This is a genomic window from Pseudomonas sp. TR47, from assembly GCF_044143025.1.
Lineage (GTDB): Bacteria > Pseudomonadota > Gammaproteobacteria > Pseudomonadales > Pseudomonadaceae > Aquipseudomonas > Aquipseudomonas putida_E.
Map to the genome: position 1 here is coordinate 77,552 of NZ_JBHFCS010000014.1, position 25,912 is coordinate 103,463.

Here is a 25,912-nt window from a genome sequence, read left to right on the forward strand (position 1 = left end):
GCGTCCTCACTATCCTTTGGCAATGATCGGCGCCGAACGGAACCACCAACCTTGCTGCATGCCCGCCGCCGCCAGCAAGATCAGCGCCACACCGAGCCACTGCAGTGGCGCCAGGCGGTGCCCGAAGGCCACCCAGTCGACCAGGATCGCGGCAATCGGGTAGATGAATGAAAGGGCACCGGTCAACGCCGTGGGCAGGCGCTGGATGGCACTGTACAGCAGCACGTACATCAGCCCCGTGTGCACCATGCCCAACGTCACCAGGCTGGCCAACGCCGAAGGCTCGCGAGGCAACCCGCCCAGCTTGACCCACGGCGCCAGCAGCATTACGCCGGTCGCTACCTGGATCAAGGCAATCAGATGCGGTGGCGTGCCGCTCAGGTGCTTGATGATCAATGCGGCAATGGCATACAGAAACGCCGCCCCCAGCGCCAGCGCAATGCCCACCAAGTACTCTTCACCGCTGCCCTGCCCTGCGCCATGGGCGCTGACGATGGCCAGCATGCCAAGGAACGCCACGCTCAGCCAGGTGAGCTTGGCCATAGTGATCTTCTCGCCCAGAAACACTGCCGCCAGCCCCACCAGCAGGAACGGCTGGACGTTGTACACCGCTGTGCCGATGGCGATCGACGCCCGCGAATAGGAAGCGAACAGCAACACCCAGTTGCCGACGATGGCCACGCCGCTGGCAATGGCCAAGAGCAAAGCCGTGCGGCTTATCACGCCGGGCTTGAGGAACCCGAACGCCGCGCAGATCACCAGCAACGTGCCAGTACCGAACACGCAACGCCAAAACACCACGTCCAGCACCGGCTGCCCGGATACCAGCACGAACCAGCCAATGGTCCCGGAAATCAGCATGGCAGCGACCATTTCCAGCGAGCCACGGCGCAACGAACTGTCCATCTCACACCTCCCATTGATGATGGCCACAGTATGCAGAGGCTGACGATTAACCTACCAGCGGATAACCAAGGCAAAATGGCCAGTGCGCCTTTACTATCAAGGGGAAATCTCTCCTTAACCTAATGAGGCGTATATGACCGATGCCATCGACCAACTCCTGATCAATGCCCTGATGGAAGATTCCCGCCGCTCACTGAAAGCACTGGCGCAGATCAGTGGCCTTTCTGCACCCAGCGTCAGCGAGCGCCTGCGCCGTCTGGAGGAGCGCGGCGTGCTGCGGGGTTACACCGTGGATGTCGATGCGCGCAGCTTTGGTTACCAATTGCAGGCCATCGTGCGCATTCGCCCGCTGCCGGGGCAGTTGCAGGAGGTGGAACGGCAGATTGTCGCGATTCCCGAGTTCACCGAGTGCGACAAGGTAACGGGCGAGGATTGCTTCATTGCCCGGCTGCATGTGCGGTCGATGGAACAGCTCGACGCCCTGCTTGACCGTATCAATGTGCTAGCTGACACCAACACGGCGATCATCAAGAAGAGCCCGGTAAAGCGGCGCTTGCCGCCGATGGACTGAGGCGCCTGGAAAACCTGACCCACCTCTGTACACATAAATGTCACCTTAGGTGCCATTTTTGTGTGCATAAGTGCTAGCACTGCCCCATTACGTTACACAGTTCGCGCAACTTAATCTGACCAAATGATCAACTAATTATCCGAACAAAAAATTAAACCTGTTCAATTGGTCAATTTATAGTTTCTTTAATTCATCAACTTAGCTTTCAGAGAGATAGATTCGAGATAGTGACAACTCGAAGTACGGTTTTTGAGTGGCATGGAACTCGCTTTTGTGTGTTCGTGTTTTGTATACAAGTTAAACAGAACATAAATACACAAGAACCCGCGACGCCGCCCCAAACCGGCCGCCGCGCCCAGAACCCAGTGATGCCAACGCTGCACTGACGAGATGGCGAGCCCGTGCGCATGCCCGCTCATCGCAGTCCACGTGCATCAGGAGCCTGCCGGAATGAGTACCAGCCTCGACCTTGCCCCTGAACTATCCGTCGCCAGCACCACCCCCGCTTCCTCCCTGGCCGGCCATGCGCCACAACTTGAACTGAGCCCGCGCCTGCATAACCGCGACCTTGCCCCGACGCGCATAGAGGGCCGCCGCTGGGGGCGCTACAGCATCTTCGCGCTGTGGACCAACGATGTGCACAACATTGCCAACTACTCATTCGCCATGGGCTTGTTCGCCCTGGGCCTGGGCGGCTGGCAGATACTCTTGTCATTGGCGATCGGCGCCGCGCTGGTGTACTTCTTCATGAACCTGTCCGGCTACATGGGGCAGAAGACCGGCGTGCCGTTCCCGGTGATCAGCCGCATCGCCTTCGGCATCCATGGCGCGCAGATCCCTGCGCTGATCCGTGCAGTGATTGCCATCGCCTGGTTCGGCATCCAGACCTACCTGGCCTCTGTAGTGCTGCGCGTGCTACTCACGGCCGTGTGGCCGCAACTCGCCAGCTATGACCAGGACAGCATCCTCGGCCTGTCGAGCCTGGGCTGGGTGTGCTTCGTGGCGATCTGGCTGGTGCAACTGGTGATCCTCGCCTACGGCATGGAGATGGTGCGCCGCTACGAGGCATTCGCCGGCCCGGTGATCCTGCTGACCGTGGCCAGCCTGGCGGTGTTCATGTACTTCAAGGCCGATGCGCGCATCGCCTGGTCGGTGGCCGAGCCGCTGACCGGTTACGAGATGTGGCGCAACATATTCGCCGGCGGCGCGCTGTGGCTGGCGATCTACGGCACCCTGGTGCTCAACTTCTGCGACTTCGCCCGTTCCTCGCCGTGCCGCAAGACCATCCGCGTAGGCAACTTCTGGGGCCTGCCGGTGAACATCCTGGTCTTCGCGGTCATCACCGTGGTGCTGTGCGGCGCACAGTTCCAGATCAATGGCCAGATCATCGACAGCCCGACCCAGATCGTTGCCAGCATCCCCAACACCGCTTTCCTGGTGCTCGGTTGCCTGGCCTTCCTGATCGTCACCGTTGCGGTGAACATCATGGCCAACTTCGTCGCCCCGGCCTTCGTGCTGAGCAACCTGGCGCCGCGGCACCTGAACTTTCGCCGCGCGGGGTTGATCAGCGCCACCCTGGCCGTGTTGATCCTGCCATGGAACCTCTACAACAGCCCGCTGGTGATCGTCTACTTCCTGTCCGGCCTGGGCGCCCTGCTGGGCCCACTGTACGGGGTGATCATGGCCGACTACTGGCTGCTGCGCAAAGGCTGCATCAACGTGCCGGAGCTGTACAGCGAACACCCGGCCGGGGCCTACCACTACAGCAAGGGCATCAACCTGCGGGCGGTCGCCGCGTTCCTGCCGGCCGCGCTGCTGGCCATCGTCCTGGCGCTGGTGCCCAATTTCCATGCCATCGCGCCTTTTTCCTGGCTGATCGGTGCCGGCATCGCCGCTGCGCTGTACCTGCTGATCGCCCCGCGCAACCGCCATTACGCTGATGTCAGCGGCGAATGCATCGCCGTCGACCACAGCAGCCACTGATCAAGGAGCAGTGTTCATGCGTATTCTGATCGCCAACGTCAACACCACCGAAGCCATCACCGAGGCCATCGCCGAACAGGCCCGCAGCGTGGCGTCGCCCGGCACGCAGATCATCGGCCTGACCCCATGGTTCGGTGCCGAGTCGGTGGAGGGCAATTTCGAGAGCTACCTGGCCGCCATTGCCGTGATGGACCGCGTGCTGGCCTACGAGGGCCCGTACGATGCCGTGATCCAGGCCGGCTACGGCGAACATGGCCGCGAAGGTCTGCAGGAACTGCTGAACGTGCCGGTGGTGGACATCACAGATGCCGCCGCCAGCACTGCGATGTACCTGGGCCACGCCTACTCGGTGGTGACCACCCTGGACCGTACCGTGCCACTTATCGAAGACCGCCTGAAGCTTTCGGGGCTATACGACCGCTGCGCCTCGGTGCGCGCCAGTGGCCTGGCCGTGCTGGAACTGGAGGCAGACCCGCAGCGTGCGGTACAGGCCATCGTCGAACAGGCCGAACGGGCGGTGCGCGAAGACAAGGCCGAGGTGATCTGCCTTGGCTGTGGCGGCATGGCCGGGCTGGACGAGCAGATTCGCCAACGTACCGGGGTGCCGGTGGTCGATGGCGTGAGCGCGGCGGTGTCCATTGCCGAATCGTTGGTGCGGATGGGGCTGAGCACGTCCAAGGTGCGGACCTATGCCACCCCGCGGGCGAAGAAAGTGGTGGGCTGGCCGATGCGGTTCGGGCGGTAAAGCCTCAGGGGTCTTCGCCGGCCCTATCGCCGGCAAGCCGGCTCACACAGGTTGCCCCGCTGCTCTCAAATTCAGCTCAACCCAGTGGGAGTCGGCTTGCTTGCCAAGACAGTAACAGCAGATCAGGTCGGACAGCTATGCGCACCGCCATCCAGGCCCTGGCGTATGTTGCGGCTGAGCAGGCTGGCCTTGCCGTCGCGCCAGGTCAAGGTCAGAACATACAGGGTGTCGAAGTCATCGCCCTGCCAATCTTCGGTGATCACCCGGTCCTCACCCAGCGCCTTGCCGGCGACAGTATTGATCAGCTCCGGCAGGTAACCATGGGACCAGGCAGTGTAGACGGTGGCGTTGCGGTACTTGCCACTGAGCAATTCATCGGCTAGCTCATCGGTGTCGTTTGCACCGTAATCGATATTCACCGGCAGGCCGAGACGTATCGCACTCGGGGTGATGGTCATCAGTGGCCGGATGTAGCTGTAGCTCTGGTCACTGCTGCCTTCCTCGACCTCTCGAGTCGGGTTGGCTGCGAAGACGAAATCGGCGTTGCCGAAGCGCTCGGGCAGCAGCGTGGCCAAGTCCAGTGCACGGTTGAGGCCTTGACAGTTCAACTGCCCCAACCCTTCGCCGGGTTTCTCGGCATGGCGCAGAAACACCAGGGTCTGGGTGCCGTCGACCGGTTGAGCGCGGCTTTCGACCACTTCCAGTGCCAAGGGCACCGCCGCAGCGACGAGTGCGAGGCTCAGCAGCAGGTGGCGACTACGGCGAACAAACGGTGGCAACTTCATGTAGGCAGGCTCTTGTGGCAGACAGTTTCGGGTCGACCCGCCACATTGCCCTGAGGCTCAAGCCGCAAGGCAACCTTGTAGTGAATGCCATCCCTGGCCAACGAGTAGGGGTCAGAGTGCCCTCAACGCGTTTGGTTCCTCCCTGGGCAAGACTTACGTTAAGGCATACATGTTGCCGAATTATTTAAAGCCTGCCGGCCGCATCCGACACTCAGTCATCCCGCGTCAACACCTCGAGCAATTCGATCTCGAACGTCAGGTCCGAATTCGGCGGGATCGCGCCCACGCTACGTTCGCCATAGCCAAGGTGCGCCGGCACCTGCAGCGTGCGTTTGCCCCCCACGCGCATGCCCATCAGGCCTAGGTCCCAGCCCTTGATCACGCGGCCCGTGCCGATCACGCACTGGAACGGCTTGCCGCGCGACCAGGACGAGTCGAACTCGCTGCCATCGGCCAGCCAGCCGGTGTACTGGGTGGTGATCAGGGCGCCTTTGACGGCGGCCTTGCCGTCGCCTTCGACGAGGTCGGTGATTTGCAGTTCGCTGCTCATGGGCATGCTCCAACGCTGAAATTCAAGGCCGCCCTTTTCTCAGGAATGCACGGGTTTGGCAAGCCGCCAGGCTCAACCCAACTGCTCGAAGGCTTGCTGTCCAGTCAATTCCTTGGTTTGGTTGGCGAAGCAGTACCAGGCAGGTTTCTGCTCGACGAATATCTGCAGGTCGAAATCCCAAGCCTCATCGCCGTCCAGCAGGCCCACCGGCACCGCGTAGAAATCGTTGGCCTTGAGCCGGTAATACAGGTGAGTGCCGCAGCGCCCGCAAAAGCCGCGCTGGGCCCAATCGGATGAATCGTAGACGCCGGGCGAACGCCCTTCGATGACCGGCGGCTGGCTACAGTGAACGACCAGCAACGGCCCACCGGTCCACTTGCGACACATGCTGCAATGGCAGGCACTGATATGGGTGTTGTCGAGGGTGACCGTGAGCTTCGTGGCGCCGCACAGGCAGGCGCCTTGTTTCTCCATGACCATGGGGTGCTCCATTAGCGAGGATTGGGCCAGCAATTATAGATGCCCGGTAGGAGCGGCCTTGTGTCGCGATCAGGCCGCAACGCGGCCTCTCGAGTTACGCAATCATCATTAAACCAGGGGGCTGCTTTGCAGCCCATCGCGACACAAGGCCGCTCCTACAGTGGACTACACAAACGTCTAGATGTAGACAGTACCGCGCAGGTACAACGCCGCCCGCCCGCTGATGATCACTCGGCCATTACCTGGCACCTCACAGTGCAGCTGGCCCTTGCGCGCGCCGCCCTGCTCGCAGGTCAGGGTGCGCTTGCCCAACCGCTGCGCCCACAAAGGCGCAAGCGAGGTGTGCGCAGAACCTGTGACCGGGTCTTCGTTGACACCGACTCGCGGGCCGAACCAGCGCGTGACGAAATCGTATCCGCGCCCGGGCGCGGTCACGGCGATGCCACGCACATCGAAGGCCGACAAGGCGACGAAGTCAGGCTGCAGCGGGTCCAAAAGCGAGGCGTCATCGATCATCACGACATAGTCGTCGGACTGATACACCGCACTCGCCCCGCTCAACCCCAGCGCCTTCAGCAAACCGGCGGGCGCCTCGACGGCCAGCGGCTGCTTGGCCGGGAAGTCCATGGCCAGCAAGCCGTCGGCCCCGCGGCTAACCCGCAATTCACCGCTGCGGGTGTTGAAGCGCAGTACTTCTGCCTGCTCGCCCAACTGCTCGAACAGCACATAGGCCGACGCCAAAGTGGCATGGCCACACAGCTCGACCTCCACCGCCGGGGTGAACCAGCGCAGGTCGAAGGTTTCGCCATTGCGCACGAAATAGGCGGTTTCGGAGAGGTTGTTCTCTTCGGCGATACGCTGCAGCACGTCATCAGGCAGCCAGCTTTCAAGCGCGATCACTGCTGCCGGGTTGCCACCGAACGGTTCGGCGGAAAAGGCATCGACCTGGAAGATCTCGAGTTGCATGCGAACACTCCTTGTGGCCCGGGCAGCGCCGGGCAGAAACTTAAACGAAGGTTACGGATGGACTGGTGTGAGTACCGGTTCGCCGGCAAAGAAGGCCTGTAGATTGCGCAGGACCAAGGCCACCGTGTCGCGCGCCGCTTCAGGGGATTGCCCGGCCACATGCGGGGTGAGCACCGTATTGCCGAGGGCCTTGAGGGCATCGGGCACGGCCGGTTCGTCATCGAACACATCAAGTGCTGCACCCGCAACTTGCCCGCGCTGCAGCGCGCCGACCAGGGCCTGGGTATCCACCACGCTGGCACGGGCGATGTTCACCAAATAGCCCTCGGGGCCCAAAGCCTCGAGCACCCGAGCATCGACCAGATGGTGCGTATTGGCACCGCCCGGGGTGGCCACGACCAGAATGTCGACGGCATCGGCCAGGTGCAACGGGCTGTCGTACCAGGTGTAAGGCACGCCCTGGCGCGGTGTGCGGCTGTGGTAGCTGATGTTCATGTCGAAGCCGAGGCTGGCACGTTTGGCGATAGCCAGGCCAACTGCGCCCAGGCCGAGGATGCCGAGGCGCTTGCCACTAACCGAGGGGCTGATGACCCGGTGCCACTCGCCGCGGCGGATACCGGCATCGGCGCGGGGAATGTCGCGCAGCAGGGCCAGCAGCATCGCCAGGGTGTGGTCGGCCACGGCGGCGGCATTGGCACCCGCGCCATTGGTGACGGTAATGCCACGGGCAGCGGCGGCGGCCAGGTCGACGTGTTCGTAACCGGCGCCGATCACGCAGATGATCTGCAAGTTGGGCAACGCTTGGATTTCCACAGCGGTCAGGCCCAGCGGGCCGCGGGTAAGCACCGCATCGATCTCAGCGCCCTGGCGCTGAATGGCGTCGGCACGCAGTGGCGCGGACGGTGCACGGATCAGCCGGTAGCCGGCCTGTTCGAGCAGGGGCAGGTAATCATCGACGGTTTCCACCAAAACCAGGACTGTCTTGCTCATGCACCCCTCCGGCTCAAATTCGAAGGGGCATTATGCGGAGTCGGCGGGCGGTACAGTCAATCTGTAAATCGCGGGTCAACTGTACTGTATCGGTTGGCCGAAAACGGCAAAACCATTACTGAGCGAACGCCCGGCCCAGCCCACCGGGTACACCACTGCTGTCGGTCTCCTGCCACGGGCCATCCGGGCTCAAAGACCAGCTCCAGCCATTGTCATAACGGTAGTAGGTGCGCTGCCGATAGAACGTATTGGGCTTCTTCTCCAATACATAAACACCCAGTTTCGGATCCCAATGGCTGGCGCCCCCCGGCGGCGGTGCAAAGCTTGCGGAGGTCCGCGGCATCGGTTTGGGGGTCGCTGCCGGTTTGCTCGGCTGCGTGGCCGGTTGGCCGCCAGGCAGTGGCTTGACCACCGGCCCCTTGTGCGGCGGCACCGTTTCGATCGGTGGCGCCGGCTGTTCGTACGGCTCGCGCACCGTACACGCAGACAAACCCAGGGCCAGGGTGATCAGGGTCAGGCGGACGGCGTTTCGCATGGCAGGGTTCTCTTACGGGTCGGGGCTGTCGATGGTCAGGAGCTGGGTGGCCTGGGTCTTGCTGGGCAGCGGTGCGCCCTGGCCGATCCACTCACCATGGGTGGGCTGGCCTGCGCGCGATACCCTTGCAACCAATTGGACTTCGGCGAAGTCGGACAGTTTCATCTGCGGCATCATCGCATCGGCGTCAGACAATTCTACCTCCAGCGGCAATTGGGCAACGGTCACCCGTTTGGCCGCCAGCGGCATGGGCGGGCCGCTGGTGGCGCGGGCGAAGATGAACACAGTGTCGTCGGGCTTGACCTTGTCCTTGAGCGCCGGTGCAAGCTCTACCCGCACCTTCAGGCGTGCCGCCACCGGGGTCTCGGGCTTGCCGGTATTGCCACCCAGGCGCTCTGCCGCACGGTCGATGCCGCCTTGCAAGGCCGCCCGCGAGGCATCGCCCTCAGGCAACTGCGCCAGCAGGCGGTTCCAGTAGTCGATGGCTTCCTGGTAGCGCTCGCCCTCAAAGGCCGCAATGCCGCGCAGGCCAAGGCTGGTCACTTCGTTCGGGTCGGCCTTGAGCGCCTCGTCGGTCAGCGCCTGCACCTGTGCGCTCCACTGCTTGTTGGCAGCGAAATACAGGGCCTGGGCCCATTGGCCGAGCAATTCGGGCTGGCGACCGGCCAGGGCCACGGCGCGCTCGTAGGCCTTGGCCGCATCTGCCGGGCGCTGTTCGGCCATGTAGGCGCGGCCTAGGAAATACAGGCCTTCGGCCGAATCCGGCTGAGCCTGGACGGCGCGCTCAAGGCGCGTGGTCATTTCTTCCATCGTCTTGGGCGCAGCAGCGAACTCCTGAGTCAGCTCCACTTTGTCCGCAGCACCAAAGTGCAGATACAGACCAAGCGCCACCACCGGCACCAGTACTGCGGCCAGCAGTGGCAGCACCTTGCCCAAGTGCCCCTGGCGCGGCGCTTCGGCGCCTTCGGTATCGGCCAGCAGTTCACGGGCGGCCTCATCGCGGCCGCTGGCCAGTTGCGCGTCATCCAGCACACCGGCGGCCTGTTGGGCAGCCAGTTCGGCGACACGTTCCTGATACAGCGCCACGTTCAGCGCAGTACGGTCTTCTTCCTGCTGCTGGCGACGGCCACGCAGGGTCGGGATCAGCAGAAAGCCGAGGGCGGCGAGCAGCAGCAGGCCCGCACCAAGCCAGAATTCAGTCATGGTTCTGTTCTTTATCCAGCAGTTTGGCGAGACGCTCGCGTTCTTCGAGAGACAACTCGTGCGAGCCTTGGGTAGCCGGCACACGGCGGCGGCGGACAATCACCGCCAGCACCGCAAAGCCACCGACCAGCAGAATGCCCGGGCCGAACCAGAGCAGCCAGGTACGCCCAGTGAGGGCAGGCTTGTAGCGCACGAAGTCGCCATAGCGGTCGACCATGAAGTCGACGATCTGCTGATTGCTCTTGCCTTCGCCCAGCATGCGGAAGATCTCGCGGCGCAGGTCGGCGGCAATCGGTGCGTTGGAGTCGGCGATGTCCTGGTTCTGGCACTTGGGGCAGCGCAGTTCCTTGGTCAGTTGCTGATAACGCCCACGCTCGGCGTCGTCGCGGAACTGGTACGTATCGATGGCCGCCCTGGCCATGCCGGCAACACTCAAACCCAGTACTACGGCCGCAAGCCAGCGCCTCATGGCTTGGCCTCGTCGACCAGGCCCTGATACAGCGGTGCCAGTTGCTCGCGCCACACGGTGGCATCGACGACGCCCACATGCTTGTAGCGGATGATGCCCTTGGCGTCGATCAGGAAGGTTTCCGGCGCGCCATAGACGCCCAGGTCCAGGCCCAGGCTGCCCTGCTCGTCGCGAATATCCAGCTGGTACGGGTTGTGGAACTCGGCCAGCCACTTCAGGGCGGCAGCATTGTCGTCCTTGTAGTTGATGCCGTAGATCACCACGCCCTGCCCGGCAAGCTGGTTGAGGTAAGGGTGCTCGACCTTGCACGACGGGCACCAGGTGGCCCATACGTTGACCAGCGCCGGGCGGCCTTGCAGGTCGGCCTGGGTCAGGGTGCGATCGCCCTGGGTCGAGGCCAGGGAAAACGCCGGGAACGGCTTGCCGATCATTGCCGAGGGCAGCTCGTCGGGCTTGAGGAACAGGCCCTTGTAGAGGAAAACGGCCAACAGCAGGAATACCGCCAGTGGCACCACCATGATCCAACGCTTCATGCAGCTGCTCCAGACACGCCCAGGACATCACGCACCCGGGTCTTGACCTTGACGCGGTAGCGCCGGTCGAGGGCCGCCAGCAAACCGCCCAGGCCAGTCAAAAGACCGCCCAGCCAGATCCAGCGGACGTAAGGCTTGATATGCACGCGCACGGCCCAGGCGCCGTTGTCCAGCGGCTCGCCCAAGGCAACGTACAGGTCGCGGGTGAAACCGGCATCGATGCCGGCCTCGGTCATCATCGACTGCTGCACGGTATAGAGCCGCTTCTCTGGGTGCAGCGTGGTCACCTCTCGGCCATCACGGCTGACGACGACGGTGCCCTTGTCGGAAATGAAGTTCGGCCCTTCGAAGTGCTTGGCGCCCTGGAACAGGAACTGATAACCACCCAGCTCCACGCTTTCACCCGGGGCCAGGCGCAGGTCACGCTCGGCACTGTTGTTGCTCGACAGCACCACGCCAAGGGCGCACACCGCAAGCCCCAAGTGCGCCAGTTGCATGCCCCAGTAGCTGCGCGTCAGGCCACGCACGCCTTTGGCCAGGCCCTTGTGGCGGGTCTTGTCGAAAATGTCGCGCAACCCGCTGAGCACCACCCAGGCTGCCAGGGCAAAAGCGGTCAGGGTCGGCCAGTCGAAGTCGTCGACGATGAAACCGGCCACTGGCGCCAGCACTGCGCTCGCGATCAGTACCGGCGTCATCATGCTCGCCAGCCACTTGCCTGGGGTGTCCTTCCAGCGCACCACCACACCGATGCCGAGCACCACCATCAGCAGTGCCATCAGCGGCAGGAACAAGGCATCGAAGTACGGCGGGCCCACCGACAGCTTGGCCCCGGTCAGGGCATCGAGCACCAACGGGTAGAGGGTGCCGAGCAGGATCATCGAAGCCGCCACCACCAGCACCAGGTTGTTGGCCAGCAGCAGCGTCTCGCGCGACCACAGGGCAAAGCCCACCTGGCTTTTGACCACTGGGGCACGCAGGGCGAACAGGGTCAGCGAACCACCGACCACGAACAGCAGGAAGATCAGGATGAACACGCCACGTGAAGGGTCGGAGGCGAACGCATGCACCGAGGTCAGCACGCCGGAACGCACCAGGAACGTCCCCAGCAGGCTCAGCGAGAACGCGGCAATCGCCAGCAGCACGGTCCAGCTCTTGAACACGCCGCGTTTTTCCGTCACCGCCAGCGAGTGGATCAGTGCCGTGCCCACCAGCCAAGGCATGAAAGAAGCGTTTTCCACCGGGTCCCAGAACCACCAGCCGCCCCAGCCCAGTTCGTAATAGGCCCACCAGGAGCCCAAGGTGATGCCCACGCCGAGAAACGCCCAGGCAATGATGGTCCAGGGCCGCGACCAGCGCGCCCACGCAGCATCCAGGCGCCCGCCCAGCAGCGCGGCGATGGCGAAGGCGAAGGCCACCGAAAAGCCCACATAACCCATGTACAGCATCGGCGGGTGAACGATCAGGCCAAAGTCCTGCAGCAGCGGGTTGAGGTCGCGGCCATCGGTCGGCACTTGCGGCAGCAAGCGCTGGAACGGGTTGGAGGTGATGATCAAAAAGCTCAGGAAGCCCACACTGATCATGCCCATCACCGCCAGCACCCGCGCCAGCATCACTTGCGGCAGCTGGCGCGAGAACACCGACACGGCGAAGGTCCAGCCACCGAGAATCAGCGCCCACAGCAGCAACGAGCCTTCGTGCGCGCCCCACACGGCACTGAACTTGTAGTACCAGGGCAAGGCGCTGTTGGAGTTGCTGGCCACGTACGCAACCGAGAAGTTGTCGGTCATGAAGGCGTGGGTCAGGCAAACGAAAGCAAAGGCCAGGAAGGCAAATTGGCCCCAGGCCGCCGGGCGTGCCAGGCTCATCCACAGGCTGTCGCCGCGCCAGGCGCCGAGCAACGGCACGGTCGCCTGCACAACGGCGAAACAGATCGCCAGGATCATCGCCAACTGGCCCAGTTCAGGGATCACCAACGCCGCATTCATGGTTTGGCCTCCGCGGCACTGGCGGCCTGGCCGCTTTCCTTCAGGGCCTTGGTGACTTCTGGCGGCATGTATTTCTCATCGTGTTTGGCCAGCACTTCATCGGCCACCACCACACCCTCGGCATTGAGCTTGCCCAGGGCGACGATGCCCTGCCCTTCGCGGAACAGGTCGGGGAGGATGCCGCGGTAGGTGATTGGCACCGACTTGTTGAAGTCGGTGACCACGAAACGCACATCAAGGGAGTCGCCCGAGCGCTGCAGCGAGCCCTTCTCGACCATGCCGCCTGCGCGGATGCGGGTGTCCAGCGGCGCCTCGCCATTGGCGATCTGCGTCGGTGTGTAGAACAGGTTGATGTTCTGTTGCAGGGCGCTCAGGGCAAAGCCGACGGCAACCGCCACCCCGACCAGCAGGCCGAGTATCAGGAACAGGCGTTTCTTGCGCTGCGGATTCACTGGTTGTTCTCCCGGCGCAGACGGCGCGCCTCATCTTGCAGATAGCGACGGCGGGCCAGCAACGGCGCGGCGACATTGACCGCCAGCACTGCCATGCAGATGGCGTAGGCCGACCAGACATACAGGCCATGGTGGCCCATGGCGAGGAAATCGCCGAATGAAGAAAAGCTCATCACACGGCCCTCCGGCCCAGGCTGTTCAATACTTCTTCCCTGACCCAGCTGGCACGCGCTTCGCGCTTGAGTACTTCAAGGCGCATGCGCAGCAACAGCACGGCGCCGAAGAAGCAGTAGAAGCCCAGCGCCGTGCACAGCAGCGGCAGCCACATCTCGGCGGGCATGGCCGGTTTTTCGGTCAGGGTGAAGGTGGCGCCCTGGTGCAGGGTGTTCCACCACTCCACCGAATACTTGATGATCGGGATATTGATAACCCCAACGATGGCCAGCACGGCACAGGCCTTGGCCGCGCTGTCACGGTTACTGATTGCCTGGCCCAGGGCGATGATGCCGAAGTACAGGAACAGCAGAATCAGCATCGACGTGAGCCGCGCATCCCAGACCCACCAGCTGCCCCAGGTCGGCTTGCCCCAGATGGCCCCGGTCACCAGCGCCACGGCAGTCATCCAGGCGCCGATGGGCGCTGCGCACTGCAGGGCCACATCCGCCAGCTTCATCTTCCACACCAGCCCCACCACGCCAGCCACCGCCAGCAGCACGTAGCACGATTGTGCAAGCATGGCCGCCGGCACGTGGATATAGATGATGCGGAAGCTGTTGCCCTGCTGGTAGTCCTGGGGGGCAAAGGCCAGGCCCCAGATCACCCCCGTCACCAGCAGCAGGATGGCCGATACGGTCAGCCACGGCAGCATGCGGCCGCTGATGGCATAGAACCATTTTGGGGAGCCAAGCTTGTGGAACCACGTCCAGCTAATTTTCATCAGGGTACATCCAGGGTATTAGCCGGGCTTGAGAGCCCGGGACTCGTTATTCACCGACGCTGATCTTCAGGCCGGCCGCTATCGCAAAGGGTGCCAGTGTCACCGCCAGGGCCGTAAGGCTGGCCAGCCAGAGCAGATGGCCGGTCGCCGGCATATTTTGCAACGCCGCCTGCAACGCACCACTGCCCAGGATCAATACAGGGATATACAACGGCAGAATCAGCAATGCCAGCAGCAACCCACCGCGCTTGAGGCCAACCGTCAGCGCCGCACCTACCGCACCCAGCAGGCTCAGCACCGGCGTGCCCAGCAACAGCGAGCCCAGCAGCACCGGCAGGCAATGGCTTGGCAGCCCCAGCATCAGTGCCAGCAGTGGCGCCAACAATACCAGCGCCAGCCCGGAAAAGATCCAGTGCGCCAGCACCTTGGCCAGCACCAGCACTGCCAGAGGGTGCGGCGACAGCACCCACTGCTCCAGCGAGCCGTCTTCGAAATCGCTGCGAAACAGGCCATCGAGCGACAGCAGCACTGCCAGCAGGGCCGCCACCCAGACCAAACCGGGCGACAAGGTTTGCAACAATTGACTTTCCGGCCCAACCGCCAGCGGGAACAGCGCCACCACGATAGCGAAGAACACCAAAGGGTTGGCCAGTTCCGCCGGGCGGCGGAACAACAGGCGCGCTTCACGGCGCAATAACAGAATGAATACGCTCATGCCGCCCATTGCCCCAGGTTCAGTTCGCGATAGCCGGAGGGCTTTTGGTCAAGCGTGTGGTGGGTGGTCAGCACCACCGTGCCGCCGCGCTCGCAATGGCGTGCCAGATGGGCCTCCAACTGCGCGACCCCTTGCTTGTCCAGCGCGGTGAAGGGTTCATCGAGGATCCACAACGGCGGGCTGTGCAAGTACAGCCGGGCCAGCGCTACACGGCGCTGCTGCCCGGCAGACAGGGTATGGCAGGGAACATCTTCGAAACCGCGCAAGCCGACCGCTTCCAGAGCAGCCCAGATCGCTTCGGCTGTGGCAGGCTGGTGCAAGGCACACAGCCAGGCCAGGTTTTCTTCAGCGCTGAGCAAGTCCTTGATACCGGCAGCATGGCCGATCCACAGCAGGATGCTGGCCAGCGCATGGCGTTGTTCGGCCAACGGCTTGCCGCCCAGCAGGATCTGCCCGGCAGTCGGCTGCATCAGCCCGGCCAACAGGCGCAGCAGGCTGGTCTTGCCGCTGCCGTTGGGGCCGCTGATCTGCAGCATGTCGCCTGGCCGCAGCTCGAAATCCAGGTGCTCGAACAGCAGGCGCCAGTCGCGCTCGCAGGCCAGGCCCACGGCTTGGAGGTGAAGGGTCACGGTTTCGCCTTATCCAGTTTACGGCTCAAGTCGCCCCCCAGGCTGCCGTTATACTGGCAGTGGCGGACGGCCGGCATTATTACATGCGCTGCCCCGCTGCCAAGAGGGCGGGCTCGACAGGTTGTATACAATCATGACTGAAATCAATAGTCTCGGCGCACAAAACGTCGTCAACCCGCAGGCGATCAAGGCGGCGCTGACCGGCGAGCTGCTGAACCTGACCCAGGCACAACCCGGGCTGCTCAAGCCTGGCGAGACCGCCCAGGCCGAGGTACTGACGCTGCGCCAGTCAGGTGGCGAGTTTCAACTGGTGCTCAAGCTGATCCAGGCCAACGGCAAGCAGAACCAGCTGCAGGTCACCACCAGCCAACCCATCCCCCAAGGCAGCCAGATCACCGTCAGCCAGCCAGAGAGCAACCGCCTCGCGGTAATGGTGCAACAGGCCAGCGCCAGCAACGTCACCCTCCTCACTCAACTCGATACCAGCAAGGTGCCAGTCGGCACCCTCCTGCAAGGCAAGGTCCTGATCAACCAGGCACTTGCCCTTGGCCCTGGTGCCGCCACCAGCTTTCGCGCGCTGGTGAGCTTGCTCAACAGCGCACAGGCAGGCGCCGTCCTGACCATCGACAGCCCGCGCCCGTTGCCGGTCGGCAGCCTGCTCAGCGCGCTGGTGCAAGGCGACCAGTCGCTACGCTTCATGCCGCTCAGCGGCCGTCAGGAGCAATTGAACATCGCCCAGCAGCTGCTCACCCAACAGGGCCGCCAGGCCTCCTTGCCCGGCCTGCTCAACGCTTTGCAGCGAATAGCCAGCGACCCGAGCGGCAACGGCGAACTGCGCACCAGCGCCGAGCGCCTGCTGGCCAGCCTGCCGGACGCTCGCCAACTGGGCGATGGCAAAGCGTTTGCCCAGGCCTTGAGCAACAGCGGGGCATTCCTTGAAGCGAAACTGCTTGGCGGCCAGAGCACACACGTGGCAACCGACCTGAAGGCCCATCTGATCAGGCTGGTGGCCCAGGCCTCGGCGTACGCACCGGCAAGTCCTGCCTTCGTCTCGACCACCTTGGCCCAGGCTTTGCCAACCATGGCACGCGGCGCCCTGGGCATGCTCGAGCGGGCGAGCCCGAAGCAACAGCCAGGCGGGTTTCCGCTGCCCTCCCGGTTACTGCAGGCCATGGAACACGAAGGCGACCTGCAGCAGCTGCTGCGCCTCGCCGCTGCGGCCATCTCGCGCCTGCAAAGCCACGCCCTGAGCAGCCTGCAACAATCCGGCAGCTTGGAAAACGGCAACCTGCAGACCACCTGGCAAACCGAGATACCCGTGCGCCATGGCCTGGATTTCATCCCGCTTCAGGTCAAGCTGCAGCGCGAGGAAACCGCACAGCAACAAGCTGACCGGGAGCGTGAACAACAGGACCCACTGCAGGCGCTGTGGCGCATCGACCTGGCCTTCGACCTGGCACCGCTCGGCCCCCTGCAGGTGCAGGCGCAACTGAGCCAGGGCCGGCTGTCCGGCCAGTTGTGGGCTGAACGTGAACAAACCGCCCGGCTGATCGACAGCCAGCTCGGCGCGCTGCGTGAACGCCTTCTGGCCCGCGGATTGGACGTTGGCGACCTCGAATGTCATCCCGGCATCCCGCCTCAAGGGCCGCGCACACGTGTGGAACAACGCTGGGTGGACGAAACCGCATGAGCAGCAAGCAACCGCGTCAGGCCATCGCCCTGAGCTACGATGGCCAGCAAGCCCCCACCCTGAGTGCCAAAGGCGACGATGAACTGGCCGAGGCCATCCTGGCGCTGGCACGTGAACATGAAGTGCCGATCTACGAGAACGCCGAGCTGGTGCGCCTGCTGGCTCGCCTGGAGCTGGGCGAGCAGATTCCCGAAGCGCTGTACCTGACCATCGCCGAGATCATCGCCTTCGCCTGGCAATTGCGCGGTAAAGTCCCTGTTGGCTTCGACGACGAGCCAGCCCCAAGCCGTGACATCACCCCGCAAACATTGCGTCTGCCCTCGGGTTGATACGGTGAGGCGCGCGGGCGCATCGCTAAAGGCCGGTGAACAACCCCACAATTAATTAGCCCCACCCCCCTCTCAGCACAAGTCACTTTTGCCAGCCCTTCCCCGCTGCGAAAGTGAATACCATGAAGAACCAATACGTAAATGCCAAGGGTGTGCAATATGTGCGCGACAGCCTCGCCGGTTTTCCGCGCCCGGACCGGGCAGCAGCCGACGCCATACGCCAGTGGGCCAAAGAACGCACCATAGACCTTGACCCCGACAGGGTCGATGCCGTCACGCTGCACTGCCAGTTCAACCCCAAGCTCGGCTGGGTTGCCGTCATTGCGCAGAAAATGACACTGACCCAAGCGGTGCTGTCGAACTGGCAAGGTGAATCGGCCAACAACTGGCTGGGCGCGGCAATCGGTGCGCCTTGGGCCGGACATCTACCCGATGGCCCGCTGACCATCGTCGACAGCCTGCGCGAACAAAGCCTGCTGGACAACCACTCACCGTATGGCGTCTACAACGGCCTGTTCAGGCATAGCGACAAGCAGCAATACAACACCAGCACCCATGTACCACTGGACGCCGAGGCCTTTGAGTCCTTTATCTGGGAACTGGACTTGCACGAGCATTACAAGTCGATGCTCGACAGCTACTGGGATGCTCACTTCGACCACTACCGCATCGGTGCAAAAATCAACTTCATCGCCGCCTGCAACAAGCAAGTGGCCGAAGGCAGCCTCACTGACGCTGGCAGGCAACTGGCCTGGCAGGCATGCGGCCTGGAAGCTGCGGCCCCGGTACTGCGCAGCGACGGCACGGCCAGCAGCAAACCGAGGGTGCGGGCCAGGCTGCTGAATGTGTACGGTTATGCGGCCACCGACCTGCTATGTATCAACGACGCCGTCAGCGACCTGGTTCTGCTCTACATTCCGGGCAACGCTTCGCCGCTGCATGAGTTCAGGGGCAAACAGGCGCTGCTGGACTGGTTCGCCGAACAATGCCGCGCACCCGATAAACGCGATGCTCTTCAAGCCCACTTCGCGCTTGCTGACCGCGAAGACGGTTTGAGCTACAGCGGCCTTCACACTGCCCTATGTGGCCTTGGCAGCTATCCAGAACCCTATCATCTGGACAGCAACCGCCCCGGTTTCACGGCAGAAGGCATCTGGCCACCAAAGGACTACATCAACTACAAGGCCAAGGACTACAGCCCGCTGATCCAGGGCGACCTGTTCCTTACCTTGGCCAAACGCCAGAAGCAGCGCAGCTACCAGGATGCGAGTTTCATCATCACCAGCGACCGAGAGGTGACCAAGGCCAGGTGGCGCGGCTACCTGAACTCAGCGATCAACCTGCTGGCACCCCTGGCTTTGGTGGTCCCCGAGCTGGCCCCGCTGTTCGCCCTGGGCGGCGTCGCCCAGTTTGGCCTGGGCCTGGACCAGGCCATTGAAGGCAAGAGCGCACAACAGAAAGCCGAAGGCGTCAGTACGTCGGTCTTCGGGTTGCTCAATGCCGCGCCGCTGATCACTGCCGGCTTGTCCGAAGCCCCCACGCTGCTGCGCATCAAAAACGATGGTTTCGTGCTACCCAGCAGGGTCAACGGGAAACCTGGCTACCCATTGAGCCCCATCACGCCGCCCCACCTGCCGCTGGCCGAAGTGGCTGATTATTTCCATATCCCGGACCCTATTGCACCACTGGCTGACGCAAACACTGCCGTTGCCGGGGCAATCATCAGGACTCCTCGCTACGACGGTACGCCTGACCTGCTAGCCGCAATGATCGGGGGTTATCAGGCAGAAATGCTTTACGACATGCAAACAGATGCGTTTCGCCTGCAAAGCGATCTCAATGAAGTCGAGCCGACCTATTACATCGCAACGCCGGGCTCGCTCAACCTGGTTGAAGTAGATGTGCGAACGCGTCCGGTCACCAATGCCATGCGCATGGCAACCCTGCGTGCATTGGGCGTGGACTTGGAGCTCCCCATCGATTTGCCCGCGCCACACGCCGCAGACCTGCGCCCGATCCCCAAGCAGATCCTCAACGTGTGGGTGGGCGACAAGGTCATTCCAGACTTGTTGATCGACAACGTCGCCAGCAACGCCCTGAAAGTGCAGGATACGCAGTACGCGCTGCGTCTCTATCTTTCCAGGGCCGAGCCTGCTGCCTTCCAGGAAAACCTGGCTCGCCTGACAGCGCATGCCCCGGGGGTCGAGGTACTGGCACTTGAAGACCAGCCGTTCTATGCAAGCTTGCGGGGCAGCGTCAACTACACCCAGTATCAGGCGGCGATCAACGGGAACGGCGGCGTGGCCAGCAACTTTGCCTCCGCCGCAGACATCTTGCGCTTTGCCCTGCTAGAGCACGAGGGAGGCTTGTACATGGACATCGACGATGCATTGCTGGCACCGGGTGAGTACCCTTTGGTCATCGACGGTGTACCCAGGGGGCAACCGGGTGAGCGGCTTGATGACGTGACACTCGCCACCACCGAAAGCGGCCTGCTGCTCTACCCCCCTGTGTCCAATGAAAAAATGGGCATGAACACCCTCTATAACAGCAGCCTGATAGGCAGCCATGCGGGTAATCCGACACTAAGGGCAATCCTCGAAGAGATGCATGCGCGCTACCTGGAGGAACCAGGCTTCTACGACAGCAAGCCTACCCTGCAGACTGACCCGCACGGCTTCTATCAATATGCCCAGACCCTTTGCCGCCTCACCGGGCCGAGGCTGCTCACCGACATGGTCGATCGCCACCTGCCAGAGCTCGGCGTCATGCGCCAGATCATCAACCTGTACGCCTTCCCCCGAACCCACTCATGGCAGTTCGTGAACCTTACTGACTTGCGGGCGGTGCAAAGGCAGATGCTCCCGCTTGACCGGGTTGCCAGGATCGGCGGATTCAATTCCTGGGTCAGGCCCTGAGCGGCATATTCATTGGGTTTGTGTGAGCCGCAGGCTGGCTTGAACGAGCCGGTACAGAAAAGGAAAAGGCGACCTGGGTCGCCTTTTCAACTACTCGCTGCTTCAACTACTCGCTGCGATGCAACTTGCTCATCAGCTCGGCCTCGGCTTGCGTCAATCCGCAGCTTTCGGTCAACTCCGACACACTCGCCCCCATCCCTACCAGTTTGGCCGCCTGGCTGAAGGTGACATTGCTCGGGTCGCGTTGCTCCAGACGCTCCAACCGGTCTGGCAAGGTGGCCACCACCGCGCGCAACTCATGGATGGCTTCACCCATGCGCACGGTACCGTTCTGGTAGTCATCCAGGCGCTTGGCCAGGTCCTTGATGCGCTGGTCACGCACCGCATCGCCCTGGGCCTGCTGGGCAGCGAGTTCGCGCTGGCGCTTGCTGTAGTTGAGGAAGAACCACAGGCTCAGCGCCCACAACAGCGCCAGGAAGATGACAGCAACCTCGAAAATCAACTCAGATGTTCTCCAGCTCGGACCACTCTTCCTCGGTCATCATCTTGTCCAGCTCGACCAGGATCAACAGTTCTCCATTCTTGTTGCATACACCCTGGATGAACTTGGCCGACTCTTCGTTACCCACGTTCGGCGCAGTCTCGATCTCCGACTGACGCAGGTAGACCACCTCGGCGACGCTATCGACCAGGATGCCGACCACTTGCTTGTCAGCCTCGATGATGACGATACGGGTGTTGTCGGTCACCTCGGTAGGCATCAGGCCGAAGCGCTGACGGGTATCGATCACCGTCACCACATTGCCACGCAGGTTGATGATACCCAGCACGTAGCTCGGCGCACCCGGTACCGGGGCGATCTCGGTGTAGCGCAGGACTTCCTGCACCTGCATGACATTGATGCCGTAGGACTCGTTGTCCAGACGGAAGGTTACCCATTGCAGAATCGGATCTTCCGAACCTTGTGCAGACGACTTTTTCATTCCCCTAGCCCTCAAATTCCGCCGATGGCGGTGTGTTCGCAGTTATTTGTGTTTGGCATGCAACTGCTTGACCGCGCCACTGGCGATCAGCTCGGCCAGTTCGGCGACGTCCAGCAGCGCACACATGTGTTCGATCACCGTGCCGGCCAGCCACGGTCGCTGGCCACGCTGGCTGCGCCATTTGATCTCGGACGGGTCCAGGCGCAGCGAACGGCTGACCTGATGCACCGCCAGCCCCCATTCGTAGCCCTGAACGGAAATGACGTAGTGCAGGCCCTGGCGGAAATCGTCCCGGTAGCGATCCGGCATGACCCAGCGCGCCGTGTCCAGCACCTTCAGGTTGCCCGCCTGACAGGTGAGGATGCCAAGGAACCAGTCCGGCTGGCCGAACAGCGGCGTCAGCTCCTGGCCCTCCAGGCTGTAGATAGAGCCCAGGCACACCAGCGGCACCGCCAGCGTCAGCCCGGCGACGTCGAACAGCAGGCACTCGAAGGGCTCGGCCGCCCAGGCCGGGCGACCATCGACCGTTGCCGGTGGCACGGGCGCACTCGGCGCGGGCAGGTTGACTTCAACCAGCGGCGCGACGGGCTCGGGCGATTGAACCTGGGTCAGTACAGGAATGGCGGCTTCGGCCACCACCTTGGTCTCGACCACCGCCACGACCGGCGCTTCGACCGGCAAGACGGTCGCAAGCACCCCGCCCTGCGGTTCGGCAAAAGGCCTTGCCGGGATGCTGACTGCAGGGCTCTGGACCTGCGGCTGCGCATCTCGGGCCTGTTCTTCGCGCACGGCAGCGGCAAATTCGTCGCTCGCAGCCGGCAGGTCAAGAATGCCCTCAGCCTCGGTGGCTTCCTGCAGCAGACCATCCAGATAGGATTGCAGGGCCAGTTGCGGCCGGGTACCGGTCTTCACCGTCATGAAGCCACCTGTACTGCAGTCTTGTAGGTGAGCAGGTGCTTGAGCAATGCCCGGTAAGCGATCACGCCGCGGCTCTTGCCATCGAACTGTGACGGCGTGACGCCGTTGCGGCTGGCATCGCGCAAGCGCGTATCGACCGGAATGTAGCCCTGCCATACCTGATGCTCATAGGCATCACGTAGCACTTTCAGCGTACCCAGCGAGGCCTGGGTACGGCGGTCGAACAGGGTCGGCACGATCTGGTACGGCAAGGCCTGCTTGCGCGAACGGTTGATCATGGCCAGCGTGCCGATCATGCGCTCCAGGCCCTTGACCGCGAGGAACTCGGTCTGCACCGGAATCACCAGTTGCTGGCTGGCGGCCAGTGCATTGACCATCAGCACCCCGAGCAGCGGCGGGCTGTCGATCAGGGCGAAGTCGAAGTCCTGCCACAGCTGCGCCAGACTCTTGGCGATCACCAGGCCCAGGCCACTCTGCCCCGGCGACTGACGCTCCAGCACCGCCAATGCGGTACTCGAGGGCAGCAGCGAGATACGCTGGTCGCTGGTGGGCAGCAGCAGTTGCCCGGGCAAGCCATCCGGCACCTGGCCCTTGTGCAGGAACAGGTCGTAACAGCTGTGCTCCAGAGCATCGGGGTTGTGCCCGAAATAGCTGGTCATCGAACCATGCGGGTCGAGGTCGACGACGACCACGCGCTTGCCCGCCTCGGCCAGCAAACCGGCCAGGGCGATAGTGGTGGTGGTCTTGCCGACCCCGCCTTTCTGATTGGCTACTGCCCAGACTCTCATAGGACAACTCTTGATTCATGGAGGCCGCTGCCCCCTGTGCGATCCGGTTTTCCGGACCGCAATGGGTTTGCGGTGACAGAGAATTGACGAGTCACTGCCCCGCCATCGCTGCTGGGGTTGCCGGTGCACTTTGTGTGCCAGCGCGGCGCAAGGCAGCGTCCGGTGTGGCGTTGGCACTGCCGGAGCCGGTCAGGCTGCGGCGTACTTCAAGGTTGCGGGAGATCACCAGCACCACACGGCGGTTTCGCGCCCGGCCCTCAGCAGTGTCATTGCCGGCCACAGGCTGATATTCGCCATACCCCACCGAGGCCATGCGCGCCGGGTTGACGCCTTCCATCGCCAGCAGGCGGACGATGCTCGCCGCCCGCGCCGAAGACAGCTCCCAGTTGGTCGGGTATTGCGCGGTACGGATCGGCAGGTTGTCGGTAAAGCCTTCGACGTGCACCGGGTTGGCGAACGGCTTGAGGATATTCGCCACCTTCTCGATGATGTCGAAAGCCTTGTCGCTGGGCATGGCATCGCCACTGCCGAACAGGAGTGAGGAATTCAGCTCGATCTCCACCCACAGCTCGTTTCCGCGGATGGTCATCTGGTCGGACTTGATCAGGTCACCGAAGGCATCGCGTACGTCGTCACTGATGGCTTTGAGTGGGTCGACGCTGCTCTGCGCAAGGCCTGCGTCGGTCTGCTCGCTGTCCTTGATCAACGGCTCGGCCGGCTTGATGCTGAGCGGTTGCTCATCGCCGATAGGGATTGGCTTCATGCTCCGCTCAGGGTCGTTGAACACCCCGAGCAGTGCTTGCGAAATGACCTTGTACTTGCCCTCGTTGATCGAGGAAATCGAGTACATGACCACGAAAAAAGCGAACAGCAAGGTAATGAAGTCGGCGTACGACACCAGCCAGCGCTCGTGATTTTCGTGTTCTTCGGTATGGCGACGGCGACGCATGGGTTACTCCATGAAGCCTTGCAGCTTCAACTCGATCGAACGCGGGTTCTCACCCTCGGCGATCGACAACAGGCCTTCGAGCAGCATTTCGCGGTAGCGCGACTGACGCATGACAATGGCCTTGAGCTTGCTGGCGACCGGCAGCAGGATCAGGTTGGCACTGGCCACGCCATAGATGGTGGCAACGAACGCCACAGCGATGCCGTTGCCCAACTGCGACGGGTCGGCCAGGTTGCCCATCACGTGGATCAGGCCCATCACCGCACCGATGATACCTATGGTCGGCGCATAGCCACCCATGCTTTCGAACACCTTGGCAGCCTGGATATCGCGGCCTTCCTGGGTGAGAAAATCGACTTCGAGGATACTGCGAATGGCCTCGGGCTCGGCGCCGTCGACCAGCAACTGCAAGCCCTTGCGGGCATACGGGTCGGGCTCGCCATCGGCCACACCCTCCAGGCCCAGCAGGCCTTCCTTGCGTGCGGTCAGGCTCCAGTTCACCACCCGGTCGATACCGCCAGCCAGGTCAACCCTTGGCGGAAAGATGATCCAGCGCAAGATCTGCAAGGCACGCTTGAACGATGACAACGGTGACTGCAAAAGCGCCGCCGCCAGGGTACCGCCCAACACGATCAGGGCTGCCGGGCCATTGAGCAACGCCCCGACATGGCCCCCTTCGAGAAAGTTGCCACCGACGATGGCGACGAAGGCCAGGATCAGACCGATCAGGCTAAGGACATCCATCAGACACACGCCTCGACCAAGTGCTTGCCGATCTCATCCAGGCTGTACACCGCATCGGCCAGGTTGGCCTTGACGATGGCCATGGGCATGCCATAGATCACGCAACTGGCTTCATCCTGGGCCCACACGGTGCTGCCGCCCTGCTTGAGCAGGCGCGCGCCCTCACGGCCGTCGGCGCCCATGCCGGTAAGCACCACCGACAGCACCTTGTCACCGTACGACTTGGCTGCCGAACCGAAGGTGATGTCCACGCAGGGCTTGTAGTTCAGGCGCTCGTCACCGGGCAGGATCTTCACCGTGCCCCGGCCATCGATCATCATCTGCTTGCCACCGGGGGCCAACAGGGCCAGGCCTGGGCGCAGCAAGTCGCCGTCCTCGGCTTCCTTGACGCTGATCTTGCACAGCTTGTCCAGGCGCTCGGCAAAAGCCTTGGTGAACGCCGCCGGCATGTGCTGGATGAGCACGATCGGCGCCGGGAACCCGGCAGGCAGTTGCGTCAGTACCCGCTGCAGGGCGACCGGGCCACCGGTCGACGTACCGATAGCCACCAGTTTGTAGGGCTTGCGCTTGGGCGCTGGCGAATGGGTTGACGCCGGTGCCGCCGCCGCACGGGCAGGCGCCACGCTGCGCGTTGGCGCCGGGCTGGCCAGGCTGCTGGTGGCGGTGTGCGCAACGCTGGCAGGTGCCGGCGCAGCCGCCGCAGCGGGGCTTGCGTAACCACCGAAACGGCGGTTGCTGCGCGAAAGGGTGTGAACCTTCTCGCACAGCATCTGCTTGACCTTCTCCGGGTTGCGCGAGATGTCCTCGAAGTTCTTCGGCAGGTAATCCACCGCACCGGCATCCAGCGCGTCGAGGGTCACCCGGGCGCCTTCGTGGGTCAGCGAGGAGAACATCAACACCGGCGTCGGGCAGCGCTGCATGATGTGCCGCACTGCGGTGATGCCATCCATCATGGGCATTTCGTAGTCCATGGTGATGACATCGGGCTTGAGCGCCAGCGCCTGGTCGATCGCTTCCCTGCCGTTGGTCGCGGTACCGACGACCTGGATCGTCGGGTCCGCCGAGAGGATTTCCGAGACGCGGCGGCGGAAGAAACCCGAATCATCCACCACCAGGACCTTGACTGCCATAAACACTCCATTAGGTGGCGCAGCCGGCA

At 63.0% G+C, this 25,912-nt stretch carries 29 protein-coding genes; 6 read left to right on the forward strand and 23 right to left on the reverse strand.

Annotated elements, in window-relative coordinates:
- Positions 1 to 9: 9 nt before the first annotated feature.
- The gene (locus ACEWE8_RS15995) at positions 10 to 906 is read right to left on the reverse strand and encodes a DMT family transporter (protein ID WP_046785321.1); all 897 of its coding nucleotides are present in this window, start codon (positions 904 to 906) and stop codon (positions 10 to 12) included.
- A gap of 133 nt (positions 907 to 1,039) precedes the next feature.
- Between ACEWE8_RS15995 and ACEWE8_RS16000 the strand changes: the two genes are divergently transcribed.
- From ACEWE8_RS16000 to ACEWE8_RS16010, 3 genes are all read left to right on the forward strand, one after another.
- Positions 1,040 to 1,477: an Lrp/AsnC family transcriptional regulator gene (locus ACEWE8_RS16000; RefSeq protein ID WP_039603292.1), complete on the forward strand. Its 438-nt coding sequence runs from the start codon at positions 1,040 to 1,042 to the stop codon at positions 1,475 to 1,477.
- A gap of 450 nt (positions 1,478 to 1,927) precedes the next feature.
- Positions 1,928 to 3,460 carry an NCS1 family nucleobase:cation symporter-1 gene (locus ACEWE8_RS16005; RefSeq protein WP_046785322.1) on the forward strand — a complete coding sequence of 511 codons (1,533 nt, stop codon included), beginning with the start codon at positions 1,928 to 1,930 and terminating at the stop codon, positions 3,458 to 3,460.
- Positions 3,461 to 3,476: 16 nt separating this feature from the next.
- Positions 3,477 to 4,205, forward strand: a complete 729-nt coding sequence (locus ACEWE8_RS16010; protein ID WP_046785323.1) for an aspartate/glutamate racemase family protein — start codon at positions 3,477 to 3,479, stop codon at positions 4,203 to 4,205.
- A 122-nt stretch (positions 4,206 to 4,327) separates the two neighbouring features.
- Here ACEWE8_RS16010 and ACEWE8_RS16015 read toward each other — a convergent pair whose 3' ends face one another.
- The 15 genes from ACEWE8_RS16015 to ccmA all read right to left on the reverse strand — a co-directional run bounded on the left by ACEWE8_RS16015 (position 4,328) and on the right by ccmA (position 15,434).
- On the reverse strand, positions 4,328 to 4,990 hold the full coding sequence (locus tag ACEWE8_RS16015) for a hypothetical protein (protein WP_046785324.1): 663 nt from the start codon (positions 4,988 to 4,990) through the stop codon (positions 4,328 to 4,330).
- Between the two features lie 211 nt (positions 4,991 to 5,201).
- Positions 5,202 to 5,540, reverse strand: coding sequence for an FKBP-type peptidyl-prolyl cis-trans isomerase (locus ACEWE8_RS16020; protein ID WP_046785325.1), 339 nt, complete (start codon positions 5,538 to 5,540; stop codon positions 5,202 to 5,204).
- A 72-nt stretch (positions 5,541 to 5,612) separates the two neighbouring features.
- Positions 5,613 to 6,020 carry a GFA family protein gene (locus tag ACEWE8_RS16025; RefSeq protein ID WP_046785326.1) on the reverse strand — a complete coding sequence of 136 codons (408 nt, stop codon included), beginning with the start codon at positions 6,018 to 6,020 and terminating at the stop codon, positions 5,613 to 5,615.
- 177 nt (positions 6,021 to 6,197) lie between these two features.
- Positions 6,198 to 6,986: a PhzF family phenazine biosynthesis protein gene (locus ACEWE8_RS16030; RefSeq protein ID WP_046785327.1), complete on the reverse strand. Its 789-nt coding sequence runs from the start codon at positions 6,984 to 6,986 to the stop codon at positions 6,198 to 6,200.
- Positions 6,987 to 7,037: 51 nt separating this feature from the next.
- The gene (locus tag ACEWE8_RS16035) at positions 7,038 to 7,976 is read right to left on the reverse strand and encodes a 2-hydroxyacid dehydrogenase (protein WP_046785328.1); all 939 of its coding nucleotides are present in this window, start codon (positions 7,974 to 7,976) and stop codon (positions 7,038 to 7,040) included.
- A 115-nt stretch (positions 7,977 to 8,091) separates the two neighbouring features.
- Positions 8,092 to 8,511, reverse strand: a complete 420-nt coding sequence (locus ACEWE8_RS16040; protein ID WP_039601243.1) for a lipoprotein — start codon at positions 8,509 to 8,511, stop codon at positions 8,092 to 8,094.
- Positions 8,512 to 8,523: 12 nt separating this feature from the next.
- Positions 8,524 to 9,714 (reverse strand): c-type cytochrome biogenesis protein CcmI, encoded by a 1,191-nt coding sequence (gene ccmI, locus ACEWE8_RS16045; RefSeq protein ID WP_046785329.1) that lies wholly within the window; start codon positions 9,712 to 9,714, stop codon positions 8,524 to 8,526.
- The gene (locus ACEWE8_RS16050; protein WP_046785330.1) at positions 9,707 to 10,183 is read right to left on the reverse strand and encodes a cytochrome c-type biogenesis protein; all 477 of its coding nucleotides are present in this window, start codon (positions 10,181 to 10,183) and stop codon (positions 9,707 to 9,709) included. Before ACEWE8_RS16050 ends, ccmI begins: the two co-directional genes overlap by 8 nt.
- Positions 10,180 to 10,716, reverse strand: coding sequence for a DsbE family thiol:disulfide interchange protein (locus ACEWE8_RS16055; protein ID WP_012315479.1), 537 nt, complete (start codon positions 10,714 to 10,716; stop codon positions 10,180 to 10,182). Before ACEWE8_RS16055 ends, ACEWE8_RS16050 begins: the two co-directional genes overlap by 4 nt.
- Positions 10,713 to 12,686 carry a heme lyase CcmF/NrfE family subunit gene (locus ACEWE8_RS16060; protein ID WP_177010805.1) on the reverse strand — a complete coding sequence of 658 codons (1,974 nt, stop codon included), beginning with the start codon at positions 12,684 to 12,686 and terminating at the stop codon, positions 10,713 to 10,715. The genes ACEWE8_RS16055 and ACEWE8_RS16060 overlap by 4 nt, the downstream gene beginning before the upstream one ends.
- An 11-nt stretch (positions 12,687 to 12,697) precedes the next feature.
- The gene (ccmE, locus tag ACEWE8_RS16065) at positions 12,698 to 13,153 is read right to left on the reverse strand and encodes a cytochrome c maturation protein CcmE (RefSeq protein ID WP_046785332.1); all 456 of its coding nucleotides are present in this window, start codon (positions 13,151 to 13,153) and stop codon (positions 12,698 to 12,700) included.
- Positions 13,150 to 13,326, reverse strand: coding sequence for a heme exporter protein CcmD (ccmD, locus tag ACEWE8_RS16070; protein ID WP_039601249.1), 177 nt, complete (start codon positions 13,324 to 13,326; stop codon positions 13,150 to 13,152). Before ccmD ends, ccmE begins: the two co-directional genes overlap by 4 nt.
- The gene (locus tag ACEWE8_RS16075) at positions 13,326 to 14,090 is read right to left on the reverse strand and encodes a heme ABC transporter permease (protein ID WP_046785333.1); all 765 of its coding nucleotides are present in this window, start codon (positions 14,088 to 14,090) and stop codon (positions 13,326 to 13,328) included. Before ACEWE8_RS16075 ends, ccmD begins: the two co-directional genes overlap by 1 nt.
- A 46-nt stretch (positions 14,091 to 14,136) precedes the next feature.
- Positions 14,137 to 14,814: a heme exporter protein CcmB gene (gene ccmB, locus ACEWE8_RS16080; RefSeq protein WP_371316859.1), complete on the reverse strand. Its 678-nt coding sequence runs from the start codon at positions 14,812 to 14,814 to the stop codon at positions 14,137 to 14,139.
- On the reverse strand, positions 14,802 to 15,434 hold the full coding sequence (gene ccmA, locus ACEWE8_RS16085) for a cytochrome c biogenesis heme-transporting ATPase CcmA (RefSeq protein WP_046785334.1): 633 nt from the start codon (positions 15,432 to 15,434) through the stop codon (positions 14,802 to 14,804). Before ccmA ends, ccmB begins: the two co-directional genes overlap by 13 nt.
- Positions 15,435 to 15,567: 133 nt before the next feature.
- Between ccmA and ACEWE8_RS16090 the strand changes: the two genes are divergently transcribed.
- The 3 genes from ACEWE8_RS16090 to ACEWE8_RS16100 all read left to right on the forward strand — a co-directional run bounded on the left by ACEWE8_RS16090 (position 15,568) and on the right by ACEWE8_RS16100 (position 20,371).
- Positions 15,568 to 17,124, forward strand: a complete 1,557-nt coding sequence (locus tag ACEWE8_RS16090) for a flagellar hook-length control protein FliK (RefSeq protein WP_395589328.1) — start codon at positions 15,568 to 15,570, stop codon at positions 17,122 to 17,124.
- Positions 17,121 to 17,453: an EscU/YscU/HrcU family type III secretion system export apparatus switch protein gene (locus ACEWE8_RS16095; RefSeq protein WP_046785336.1), complete on the forward strand. Its 333-nt coding sequence runs from the start codon at positions 17,121 to 17,123 to the stop codon at positions 17,451 to 17,453. Before ACEWE8_RS16090 ends, ACEWE8_RS16095 begins: the two co-directional genes overlap by 4 nt.
- A 122-nt stretch (positions 17,454 to 17,575) precedes the next feature.
- Positions 17,576 to 20,371, forward strand: coding sequence for a dermonecrotic toxin domain-containing protein (locus ACEWE8_RS16100; protein ID WP_046785337.1), 2,796 nt, complete (start codon positions 17,576 to 17,578; stop codon positions 20,369 to 20,371).
- A 106-nt stretch (positions 20,372 to 20,477) separates the two neighbouring features.
- Here the strand turns inward: ACEWE8_RS16100 and ACEWE8_RS16105 are convergent, their stop codons facing one another.
- From ACEWE8_RS16105 to ACEWE8_RS16135, 7 genes are all read right to left on the reverse strand, one after another.
- A complete protein-coding gene (locus ACEWE8_RS16105; protein WP_046785338.1) occupies positions 20,478 to 20,873 on the reverse strand; it encodes a DUF2802 domain-containing protein in 396 nt (131 codons plus the stop codon).
- A 1-nt stretch (position 20,874) separates the two neighbouring features.
- On the reverse strand, positions 20,875 to 21,354 hold the full coding sequence (locus ACEWE8_RS16110; protein ID WP_003254393.1) for a chemotaxis protein CheW: 480 nt from the start codon (positions 21,352 to 21,354) through the stop codon (positions 20,875 to 20,877).
- A 42-nt stretch (positions 21,355 to 21,396) separates the two neighbouring features.
- The gene (locus tag ACEWE8_RS16115; RefSeq protein ID WP_046785339.1) at positions 21,397 to 22,272 is read right to left on the reverse strand and encodes a CheW domain-containing protein; all 876 of its coding nucleotides are present in this window, start codon (positions 22,270 to 22,272) and stop codon (positions 21,397 to 21,399) included.
- Positions 22,269 to 23,060: a ParA family protein gene (locus tag ACEWE8_RS16120; RefSeq protein ID WP_046785340.1), complete on the reverse strand. Its 792-nt coding sequence runs from the start codon at positions 23,058 to 23,060 to the stop codon at positions 22,269 to 22,271. The genes ACEWE8_RS16115 and ACEWE8_RS16120 overlap by 4 nt, the downstream gene beginning before the upstream one ends.
- Positions 23,061 to 23,151: 91 nt before the next feature.
- Positions 23,152 to 24,009, reverse strand: a complete 858-nt coding sequence (gene motD / locus ACEWE8_RS16125; RefSeq protein ID WP_046785341.1) for a flagellar motor protein MotD — start codon at positions 24,007 to 24,009, stop codon at positions 23,152 to 23,154.
- Between the two features lie 3 nt (positions 24,010 to 24,012).
- Positions 24,013 to 24,753, reverse strand: a complete 741-nt coding sequence (locus tag ACEWE8_RS16130; RefSeq protein WP_012315493.1) for a flagellar motor protein — start codon at positions 24,751 to 24,753, stop codon at positions 24,013 to 24,015.
- Positions 24,753 to 25,883, reverse strand: coding sequence for a chemotaxis response regulator protein-glutamate methylesterase (locus ACEWE8_RS16135; RefSeq protein ID WP_046785342.1), 1,131 nt, complete (start codon positions 25,881 to 25,883; stop codon positions 24,753 to 24,755). The genes ACEWE8_RS16130 and ACEWE8_RS16135 overlap by 1 nt, the downstream gene beginning before the upstream one ends.
- Positions 25,884 to 25,912 lie beyond the last annotated feature (29 nt).

Excerpts from the sequence above, each read along its gene's own strand:
- ACEWE8_RS15995 (WP_046785321.1), bottom strand. The coding sequence starts at position 906 with ATGGACAGTTCGTTGCGCCGTGGCTCGCTGGAAATGGTCGCTGCCATG.
- ACEWE8_RS16000 (WP_039603292.1), top strand. The coding sequence starts at position 1,040 with ATGACCGATGCCATCGACCAACTCCTGATCAATGCCCTGATGGAAGAT.
- ACEWE8_RS16005 (WP_046785322.1), top strand. The coding sequence starts at position 1,928 with ATGAGTACCAGCCTCGACCTTGCCCCTGAACTATCCGTCGCCAGCACC.
- ACEWE8_RS16010 (WP_046785323.1), top strand. The coding sequence starts at position 3,477 with ATGCGTATTCTGATCGCCAACGTCAACACCACCGAAGCCATCACCGAG.
- ACEWE8_RS16015 (WP_046785324.1), bottom strand. The coding sequence starts at position 4,990 with ATGAAGTTGCCACCGTTTGTTCGCCGTAGTCGCCACCTGCTGCTGAGC.
- ACEWE8_RS16020 (WP_046785325.1), bottom strand. The coding sequence starts at position 5,540 with ATGAGCAGCGAACTGCAAATCACCGACCTCGTCGAAGGCGACGGCAAG.
- ACEWE8_RS16025 (WP_046785326.1), bottom strand. The coding sequence starts at position 6,020 with ATGGTCATGGAGAAACAAGGCGCCTGCCTGTGCGGCGCCACGAAGCTC.
- ACEWE8_RS16030 (WP_046785327.1), bottom strand. The coding sequence starts at position 6,986 with ATGCAACTCGAGATCTTCCAGGTCGATGCCTTTTCCGCCGAACCGTTC.
- ACEWE8_RS16035 (WP_046785328.1), bottom strand. The coding sequence starts at position 7,976 with ATGAGCAAGACAGTCCTGGTTTTGGTGGAAACCGTCGATGATTACCTG.
- ACEWE8_RS16040 (WP_039601243.1), bottom strand. The coding sequence starts at position 8,511 with ATGCGAAACGCCGTCCGCCTGACCCTGATCACCCTGGCCCTGGGTTTG.
- ccmI (WP_046785329.1), bottom strand. The coding sequence starts at position 9,714 with ATGACTGAATTCTGGCTTGGTGCGGGCCTGCTGCTGCTCGCCGCCCTC.
- ACEWE8_RS16050 (WP_046785330.1), bottom strand. The coding sequence starts at position 10,183 with ATGAGGCGCTGGCTTGCGGCCGTAGTACTGGGTTTGAGTGTTGCCGGC.
- ACEWE8_RS16055 (WP_012315479.1), bottom strand. The coding sequence starts at position 10,716 with ATGAAGCGTTGGATCATGGTGGTGCCACTGGCGGTATTCCTGCTGTTG.
- ccmD (WP_039601249.1), bottom strand. The coding sequence starts at position 13,326 with ATGAGCTTTTCTTCATTCGGCGATTTCCTCGCCATGGGCCACCATGGC.
- ACEWE8_RS16075 (WP_046785333.1), bottom strand. The coding sequence starts at position 14,090 with ATGAAAATTAGCTGGACGTGGTTCCACAAGCTTGGCTCCCCAAAATGG.
- ccmB (WP_371316859.1), bottom strand. The coding sequence starts at position 14,814 with ATGGGCGGCATGAGCGTATTCATTCTGTTATTGCGCCGTGAAGCGCGC.
- ACEWE8_RS16090 (WP_395589328.1), top strand. The coding sequence starts at position 15,568 with ATGACTGAAATCAATAGTCTCGGCGCACAAAACGTCGTCAACCCGCAG.
- ACEWE8_RS16095 (WP_046785336.1), top strand. The coding sequence starts at position 17,121 with ATGAGCAGCAAGCAACCGCGTCAGGCCATCGCCCTGAGCTACGATGGC.
- ACEWE8_RS16100 (WP_046785337.1), top strand. The coding sequence starts at position 17,576 with ATGAAGAACCAATACGTAAATGCCAAGGGTGTGCAATATGTGCGCGAC.
- ACEWE8_RS16110 (WP_003254393.1), bottom strand. The coding sequence starts at position 21,354 with ATGAAAAAGTCGTCTGCACAAGGTTCGGAAGATCCGATTCTGCAATGG.
- ACEWE8_RS16115 (WP_046785339.1), bottom strand. The coding sequence starts at position 22,272 with ATGACGGTGAAGACCGGTACCCGGCCGCAACTGGCCCTGCAATCCTAT.
- ACEWE8_RS16120 (WP_046785340.1), bottom strand. The coding sequence starts at position 23,060 with ATGAGAGTCTGGGCAGTAGCCAATCAGAAAGGCGGGGTCGGCAAGACC.
- motD (WP_046785341.1), bottom strand. The coding sequence starts at position 24,009 with ATGCGTCGCCGTCGCCATACCGAAGAACACGAAAATCACGAGCGCTGG.
- ACEWE8_RS16130 (WP_012315493.1), bottom strand. The coding sequence starts at position 24,753 with ATGGATGTCCTTAGCCTGATCGGTCTGATCCTGGCCTTCGTCGCCATC.
- ACEWE8_RS16135 (WP_046785342.1), bottom strand. The coding sequence starts at position 25,883 with ATGGCAGTCAAGGTCCTGGTGGTGGATGATTCGGGTTTCTTCCGCCGC.